A 760-nucleotide genomic window follows, 5' to 3' on the forward strand; every position below is an offset into this window, starting at 1 on the left:
CACAGCAATGACACCACGCTCACCATGACCGGCACCGACCTCATGCTCGAGGACGCCGCCTACGTGGACGTCCTGCGCGCCACCACCGGGGAGGCGGCCATCGTCGTCAACAATCTCGACGCGACCTATGCCGGCGCCGACGTCCAGCTCCGCGAGCTGGACCGTGCGTTCTGGCTCACACAGACGGGGCGGCAGACACGTACTGACGCATACGTGGTGCACAGCCGGCCCGGCTACAGGGTCGTCGTCCCCAACTACTACGAGGATCACGAGGAGGAGGGCAACGTGGACTACACGGGCACGTCCGCGGAGCGGCACGTCGAGCGCCAGCTTCACGAGACGGAGGTGACGGCGGGGGCAGCGGCCGGACCGACGCGGGTCGCCGTGCCGTTGCCGGCACTGCCGGAGTTCGCCGGCGGTGCGGCGGCGCAGGGCGCGGGATTCGTGCCGCCGGTCAATCTCCAGGGTCGTCCCGCCGGTGGCGGGGGGCAGGGGCGCGATGGTGACGAGCGCACGCTATGAGGTGGAGTGCCGGAGCCCTGACGGCGCTGCTCGCCGCCGCCGTCCTCGCCGGCGTGGCACGCGCCGGCACCGCGCCGCCGCCCTCGGTCTACGATCCGTCGCTGGAGCGCCAGCGCCAGGCGGAGCAGGAGCGCGACTCGGCGCAGCGCGAGCGCGCGGGGCGCACCGAGGTGCCCGCCCTGCGCGGCGGCGCGCCGGAGGACCAGAAGCTGCCCGAGGACGGCCGGCGCTTCCGGCT

General features: G+C 73.7%; 2 protein-coding genes. Both read left to right on the forward strand.

Going from position 1 to position 760, the window contains the following annotated elements:
• The coding region (locus G7A99_RS22590) for a hypothetical protein (RefSeq protein ID WP_163144263.1) at positions 1 to 522 on the forward strand (522 nt) is incomplete at its 5' end.
• Positions 519 to 760: hypothetical protein (locus tag G7A99_RS22595; protein ID WP_163144264.1), on the forward strand; the 242-nt coding region annotated here is incomplete at its 3' end. The genes G7A99_RS22590 and G7A99_RS22595, both read left to right, overlap by 4 nt.

The sequence above is a fragment of the Arhodomonas sp. KWT genome (assembly GCF_010993615.1).